The sequence below is a fragment of the Nocardioides sp. genome, from assembly GCF_036274455.1.
In the GTDB taxonomy this organism is placed as follows: domain Bacteria; phylum Actinomycetota; class Actinomycetes; order Propionibacteriales; family Nocardioidaceae; genus Nocardioides.
The window spans coordinates 22,839-29,357 of sequence record NZ_DASUFR010000131.1; the positions used below are offsets into that span (position 1 = coordinate 22,839).

The following is a 6,519-nucleotide window of genomic DNA, read 5'->3' on the forward strand; positions in this document are numbered from 1 at the left end:
GGGCCGCTCAGAAGGCCCTCTCAGGCGGCCAGAGGCTGGGCAGCGAACGCGAGCCGGAGGACCTTCGCCCGGTCGACGCGCGGCCGCTCGAGCAGGTGGAAGGGACCGTCGGCCTCGAGCGACCCGTCGCTCTGCCGGACCAGCTCGAGGCCCACCTTGGCGAGCAGCCTCCGTGACCGGTGGTTGGAGCCGAGCACCAACGCCTGGAGGTTCCGGACCCCCGACGCTTCGGCAACGGTCGTGACGGCGTCGAGCAGCGCGGCGCCCAGGCCGAGCCCGTGGAACTCGTCGGCCACCTCGAACGCGACGTCGGCGGTGCCTGGAACCACCGTGACGTAGCGAGCGATGCCCGCCGGCCGGCCGTCGACGGTGGCCAGCCACGCCACGTGGTCGACGCCGTCGACCGCGGTCAGGATGCGCATCATGGCCGGCGTCAGCACGGACATGCCCTGGAGGTACCGCGCGTACCGCGACTCCAGCGACATGGCGTCGAACACCGCCTGCAGCGGCTCGGTCTCGCCGGGCCCCAACGGCCGCAACCACGCGGTCGCACCCTTGATCCCGGTCGGCACCTGACCGACTCGACGGAGCGGACGAACGATGGTGAACACAGACATGGCTGACCTCCTGGTCAGGCGCCTCATGGCGGTAGTTTTGCTTAGAGTTGTATTCTGCGCAGAAGATACCTCCACTGTCAAGACATACCCGGGCCGCGACCCGACACGCTCCGGTCGGTCCGACCACTCCCGGGCTGGCGTGCTCCGCGCCGGTGTCAGTCGCCGTCGTTGAGGTCGTCGACCACTCCGAACAGGTCGCCCTGGTCGTAGAAGTCGACCGCGACGAAGTTCGGCAGCAGGCCACGCTCCTCGCGGCACTGCCGCACGCGAGGCTCGAGGACGTCGCGGGCATTCACCAGGGCCGCGTTGCTCACCTCACGCGCCTTGTTGGTGATCCAGTGGTTGAGCAGGAACAACGGAGCGTGCTGAGCTCCCCGGTTCGCGGCGCAGCTGAACTGCGAGGCGTCGCGGAAGAGGAACGGCGTGTCCTGGACGACCTGGAAGCCGTCGATCAGCCAGGGGTACGCCGCCCCTCCCCCGTGGTTCTCCATGAGTACGACGAGCCGCTTGCCCGACTCGATCATCTGCCGCAGGGTGGGCCACGGCTGGCCCGGCATCGGTGTGTACACCGACGGCAACAGGCCGGCGCGCTCGAACACCTCGGCGGTGTCGCCCGGGCTGACGGTGTCCTGGATGAAGATGGTGACGACCTCCCGGGGGTGCGCGTCCAGCCAGGTGCGCACCTCACGCATCAGCGGCAGCCATGCGCTGGAGCCGAGCTCGCACAACCCGTGGCAGAGGTAGCTGTCCACCGGTCCGCGCGGCTCGAGGTTCAGAGCACCGCGAACCCGCAGCGCACTCCGGACCGCCGCCGCACCGAAGGACTGCTCCGCCTCGGCAAGGGCGCTGGCCCGGCTCTCGTCGGTGTTCGCGATGATCCCCGGTCGCCGGGTGTGCTGCCCGTACCAGCTGTCGATGAGCAGGACCCGGATGCCGTTGTCGAGCTGCGCGAGGATGCCGTCGGGCTGCTCGGCGAAGAACCACCCCGGCTCGCTCGCGGCCGCCATCGCGTTGTGAGTGGCCGGGTACGCGACCGCGTCGTACCTCCGGTCGCACAGGTCGGCCCGGCCGTTGCACGTCGCGTCGTCTCCTCGGTTCGGGTAGCCCGGGACACTCGTCGCGGGTGGCAGCACGCCGGCGACCACGACGACCGTGAACGCGGCAGCGGCGACCACTCCGACGACCTGACGCCAGTGCATGGCCAACGAGCCCATCCCCTCGCCCACCACCAGCAGCACCCCGAGGATCCCGAGCGAGACGGCGCCGGCACCCGCGACGACGACGAGGGCGGTCAGCACGCCGACAGGGTCGGCGAGCATGAGGACTCCGAGCAGCGCGAGCACCACGGCGCGGAGGAGCCGCTCGCCCCGGCTGGTGCCGACATCGGTCAGCCCGGCCCAGACGGCCCTGGCAGCCTCCCGGGGCCGCACGGCCGAGAGGGACAGGTCCGGCCGGGACGCGAGCACCGCGAGGTACCCGCTGACGACAAGCAGTCCGGCCGTCAGCCAGAACACGTTGTCCAGCTGCGCCCACGCCGCGTGCTGTACGGCGCCGGAGAGGGTGTCCCGGTCCGCGCGGCGGACCAGCAGGTCCACGACGACGAGCAGCCCCGCCAGCGTCAGCCCGGACCACACCACTCCCGCACCCGCCGTCGCGGCGGCACCGCGCACGCGTCCGCGGCCCGACCGCTCCGCCCCGATCGCGCCGGCGCCGGCGAGCACCGCCAGGCCGAGCAGCGGGCAGAGCCACGCCAGCCAGCGCACGAGGTGGGCGGAGTCGACCGCTCGTCTCACCTCGACACCCGCGCCGAGGTCGGAGAGCCGCACGTCCAGGTCCGGGGGGACCGACCAGGCCAGCTGTGGCGCCAGCGCAGACGCGACGCCGACCACGACGGCGGCCACGTCTGCCAGGCGCAGCACGACCGGGTTCCCGCCACCGCCGACCAGCGCGGAGTGCAACGGCGTCGTGCCGACCCGGACGACCGGCGCCAGTGTGGGGCTGGCGATGACCCCGGTCGCCGTCGACTCGAGCAACGGCCGTACTGCGGTCAGGTCCGGCTGCGCCGCGAGGATCCGATCGGTCACCAGGGTGCCGAGCTGCCGGGCGACGTACGGATCGGAGCGGACGGCGTCGGCGTTCGCCGCGAACCGGTCCCCGTCCAGCACCTCTCGACTCAGCACACCTGCCACCGCGCCGACCACGATCAGGACCGTGCCGAGCACGACGAGCGCCCGGCACAGCGGTTTCACACCCTGCACTCTTTCATCACGGGCGCAGTGCGTCGGTTGGTGCCAGACCAGCCGGGCCGGCCCAGGGCGCTACCGCTGGGCGTGGCCGCGCGGCACGAGTCCGCCGCCTTCGGCTCGCGCGGCCGGGACGCCGCTCGACGTGCGGGTCCCGGGTGCGCGAGCGGTAGCGACCGGGGATACGCCGTGTGTGCGCCTGAAGGCGTTGGCGAAGGCGTACGACGAGGCGTAGCCGACGCGCCGAGCGATCTCGACGCCCGGGACCCCCCACACCCGCGCGTGGGCCGCCGAGGTCGCGAGCTACGACGGTCTCGTCTTCGTCACTCCTGAGTGCAACCACGGCATGCCGGCGGCGCTGAAGAACGCCATCGACCTCCTGCACCGGGAGTGGAACGACAAGGTGGCCGGCTTCGTGAGCTACGGGAGCGTGGGCGGCGTCCGCCCCGTCGAGCAGCTCTGCCAGGTCGTTGTCGCCCAGGACCGGATGGCCGCCCTCGGCGTAGCCCCGGGCCGCGCAATACTCGATCCCGCACTCGACCACCGGTACTCGGAGAACACACATGCACCTCATGTTGATCCACGGCGCCTGGCACGACGCCAGGTGCTGGGAGCAGGTCACCGCCATCCTCGATGTACGTGGCCACAGCGTCACGACTCCTACGTTGACCGGCCTGGGACTTCGTAGCGACGAGCTGACCGCCACTGTCGGACTCGACACCCATGTCGCGGACGTCGTCAGCGCACTGGGGACACAGGGCAGCCCGGACCTGGTCGTCGTGGCCCACAGCTACGGCGCCGTCGTGGCTCGCCAGGCCCTCGACCAGCACCCCGCCGCCGCTCGCGGTCTCGTCCTCGTCGAGGGCTGGATCCTCGACGACGGGCAGTCGATGGCGTCGGTCGCGCCCGAATGGTTCATGCCGGCCATGAGTCGGTCAGCGCGGGACGCCGGCGACGGCTGGCGGGTACCTCCCCCGCCGCCGGCGGCCTTCGGCATCGAGGGCGTCGAGACTGCCCGCCTGTTGGGATCCCTGGTCTCCGACCACCCGCTGCGCACGTTCTCGGACCCCACCCGCCTGACCGGGGCCGTCGATTCTGTGCCTGCTGCGGCCATCGTCGGACGACCCGGACCCGTCCCGTTCCGGCAATGGGCCGAGGACCACGGCCTGAGGACCTTCGCTGTCGACACGGGCCACGACGCCATGCTGACCGCGCCCTGCGAGCTCGTCGACGTCATCGAGAAGGCTGTCGCCGCGCTGCCGTAGCGACGGCCGCATGACGCTGGGTGATCCCGTGGATCCTCAGCTCATGCACGGTTGGTCTCCTTCCTTTCTTGATCGAGGTCGGCGGGCGCGGTGCTCGGGTCGTAGCCGAGACGACCTTTGGTCAGTGCCACGAGAGCCACGGCGGCTGCTACGAGGGTCGTGAGGATGGCGAGGTCGACGCCGAGGCTGTCCTCGCGCAGGACCAGGTGGTCCAGGGCGGGTGTGAAGCTCGCATGCAACAGGATGCAGAGCAGCACGCTGCCGGTGCGGTTGCAGAGCCAGGTGTAGAAGAAGACGAAGGCGATCGGTCCGACCGCGCCCAACCCGTAGAGGGGCAGGTGCCAGCCGCCCCAGATCAACCCGAGGATCAGCGTCGCCTTCACCGGAGTGTGCTGCGCCTGCAGCCGCGGCAACGCGAACCCACGCCAGCCCGGCTCCTCGAGGCCCCCGCCGATCGTCACTACCAGCAGGAACGTGCCCAGGTAGGCAGGCAGCCGGTCGCCGATGAGAGAGAGGTCGAGGTTCTGGCCGGCCAGCGCCAGCTCGACGTTCACGACGGCGAACAGCAACGCGGGGAGGCCGAGGGCATAGACGTAGTACCTGACCGGGACCCTCCACTTCACGATCTGCCTCGCCCAGACGTGAACCGGTGCCCCGATGGCCTTGGTGACGATCAGTGCCGCGCCAGCGGGTCCGAGCGCGCCCGCGAAGAAGAGGATCAGGACCAGAACTCCGCCGCCGCCGGCAACGGCAGGAACCCACAGGGTCCACGACAGCGCATAGGCGAGGATCGCGTAAGCCGCAACCGGGTGTGCCGCAGCCCAGTGACGCCACCGCTGAGTTCGCTCGTGGTGGTCGACAGCAGCAACCGGCGTCGAATGCGAGGCGGTACTCATCTGACGATCGCCTCCATCCGTGCCGATTCACCTCGCGACACCCCTCGCCGAGGTGGACGACGGCGCAGCAGCAGCGCTGCTGCGGCGATACCGACGACCAGGAGTCCCAGGTCCTCCCAGACCCCGCGACCCACTGCAGCGGGCGGTGCGAGGAGTGCCCAGATCAGCGGGACCACCAGCAGGTGCCGGGGCGCTGGAGGTGAGGTCAGCAGCAGGATCCCGAAAGTGGCGATCGTCGTCGGGCACGGCGCCATCCCGAACAGCGGTGACTCGGGCCAGCCGTGGCCCAGGGCGATGCCCACGACCGGATAGACCAGCAGGGCATAGCTCAACGCCGCCCAACCGCCCCACCACCTGACCCTCGGCGCGTCCGGCTCGAACGTCACCTGCCCCCTGCGACCGGCAATGATGAACAAGACGCCCTGTCCCACGAACAGCACTGCATAGGCGGCTCCCAGCACGGCATCGAGGTCCGTGGCGTACATGCCTTGGAAGACGACGCCGAGCCAGATCCAGAGGACGGCCAGGATCGAGGTGATTGCTCGGGTGGCCCTCGGTCGCAACACGAGCAGTGTGACCAGAGCTGCGCCCAGGGCGTAGGCCACGAGGTGTGCCGGCCACAGGTCTTGGTTGTAGCGGGTGAACACTTCGAGCAGCGTCTCTGTCGATGCGGCCGCGGTGGGCATCGTTCCTCCTCGATCCTCATCAGGGCCGTGGACCGGTCCGATGAAGCAGAAGCTGACCAAGCCGACGGTGTTGATGAAGCGGAGCCCCGAGGGTCAATGCCTTCACGATCCAACGAGTCACCCTCAGACCGGCAGGGCCGAACGTCCGCCACGCCAGAGGCTTGAGCCTGGATCCCGCATTCGGTGGGTCTCGGGCGAGGGAGCCAGAGCGGCCTTCAGGCACTCACCAGTTCGCCGGCGGGTCGCTTGCCGGGAACGACTGTGCACCCCACTCGTCGACAAGGTCCCACGCCACGGACCGCGCGGCCTCCGATCGCTGCGCCGGCGTCGACGTCCGATCTGGACCCGGCTCCATTCCCACGTCCGTCTCGAGAGCCGGGTCGTCCCGCGTCGACATCGAGCCGTGCTCGGTCGAACGAGCGGGCGATCGGCTCATGGGCAGGCTCCCTCTGTGGCGAGGCGCAGGCACGACCAGGATGCCGGTACGACGTGGCTGGGCATTCCGAGGGGCCTCGGGTTGACCCTGAGTGTGGCCGAGCCGCTGCGGGGCGACCAGTGCCTGGAACGGCGAACAACCCGGTCGGAGACTGCCTGCAGCCGCCAACGGCGCCGCGCGGCCGCCGGACCGCCGCTGTCGCGGTTGGCTGGGCCGTGTCTAGGAAGCAGCCTCCGGGTGGGGTAGTGGTTGGTCGGGCCAGCCGAGCAGCTTGGCTCCGAGCGCGGCCGCCTGCAGGGTGAAGCGATGGGCCGGGTCCAGCGGGTCGAACCCGGTCAGCGACCTGACCCGCTCGAGCCGGTAGGTCACCGCGCGG

The 6,519-nt window shown here is 70.6% G+C and carries 7 protein-coding genes; 2 read left to right on the forward strand and 5 right to left on the reverse strand.

Features of this window, described 5'->3' with window-relative positions:
* Positions 1–20 precede the first annotated feature (20 nt).
* Positions 21–617: a GNAT family N-acetyltransferase gene (locus VFV89_RS12555; protein WP_329706284.1), complete on the reverse strand. Its 597-nt coding sequence runs from the start codon at positions 615–617 to the stop codon at positions 21–23.
* Between the two features lie 155 nt (positions 618–772).
* The gene (locus VFV89_RS12560) at positions 773–2,866 is read right to left on the reverse strand and encodes a hypothetical protein (RefSeq protein ID WP_329706285.1); all 2,094 of its coding nucleotides are present in this window, start codon (positions 2,864–2,866) and stop codon (positions 773–775) included.
* A gap of 244 nt (positions 2,867–3,110) precedes the next feature.
* Between VFV89_RS12560 and VFV89_RS12565 the strand changes: the two genes are divergently transcribed.
* A complete protein-coding gene (locus tag VFV89_RS12565; protein WP_329706288.1) occupies positions 3,111–3,548 on the forward strand; it encodes an NADPH-dependent FMN reductase in 438 nt (145 codons plus the stop codon).
* Positions 3,433–4,125 carry an alpha/beta hydrolase gene (locus VFV89_RS12570; protein WP_329706289.1) on the forward strand — a complete coding sequence of 231 codons (693 nt, stop codon included), beginning with the start codon at positions 3,433–3,435 and terminating at the stop codon, positions 4,123–4,125. Before VFV89_RS12565 ends, VFV89_RS12570 begins: the two co-directional genes overlap by 116 nt.
* A 41-nt stretch (positions 4,126–4,166) precedes the next feature.
* Here the strand turns inward: VFV89_RS12570 and VFV89_RS12575 are convergent, their stop codons facing one another.
* The 3 genes from VFV89_RS12575 to VFV89_RS12585 form a co-directional block, all read right to left on the reverse strand.
* Positions 4,167–5,021 (reverse strand): type II CAAX endopeptidase family protein, encoded by an 855-nt coding sequence (locus VFV89_RS12575; protein ID WP_329706286.1) that lies wholly within the window; start codon positions 5,019–5,021, stop codon positions 4,167–4,169.
* The gene (locus tag VFV89_RS12580; RefSeq protein ID WP_329706287.1) at positions 5,018–5,707 is read right to left on the reverse strand and encodes a DUF6064 family protein; all 690 of its coding nucleotides are present in this window, start codon (positions 5,705–5,707) and stop codon (positions 5,018–5,020) included. Before VFV89_RS12580 ends, VFV89_RS12575 begins: the two co-directional genes overlap by 4 nt.
* A 655-nt stretch (positions 5,708–6,362) precedes the next feature.
* On the reverse strand, positions 6,363–6,512 hold the full coding sequence (locus tag VFV89_RS12585) for a helix-turn-helix domain-containing protein (protein WP_329706290.1): 150 nt from the start codon (positions 6,510–6,512) through the stop codon (positions 6,363–6,365).
* Positions 6,513–6,519 lie beyond the last annotated feature (7 nt).

Bases quoted from the DNA above. Each gene is read 5' to 3' on its own strand.
- VFV89_RS12555 (WP_329706284.1), bottom strand. From the start codon at position 617: ATGTCTGTGTTCACCATCGTTCGTCCGCTCCGTCGAGTCGGTCAGGTG.
- VFV89_RS12575 (WP_329706286.1), bottom strand. From the start codon at position 5,021: ATGAGTACCGCCTCGCATTCGACGCCGGTTGCTGCTGTCGACCACCAC.
- VFV89_RS12580 (WP_329706287.1), bottom strand. From the start codon at position 5,707: ATGCCCACCGCGGCCGCATCGACAGAGACGCTGCTCGAAGTGTTCACC.
- VFV89_RS12570 (WP_329706289.1), top strand. From the start codon at position 3,433: ATGTTGATCCACGGCGCCTGGCACGACGCCAGGTGCTGGGAGCAGGTC.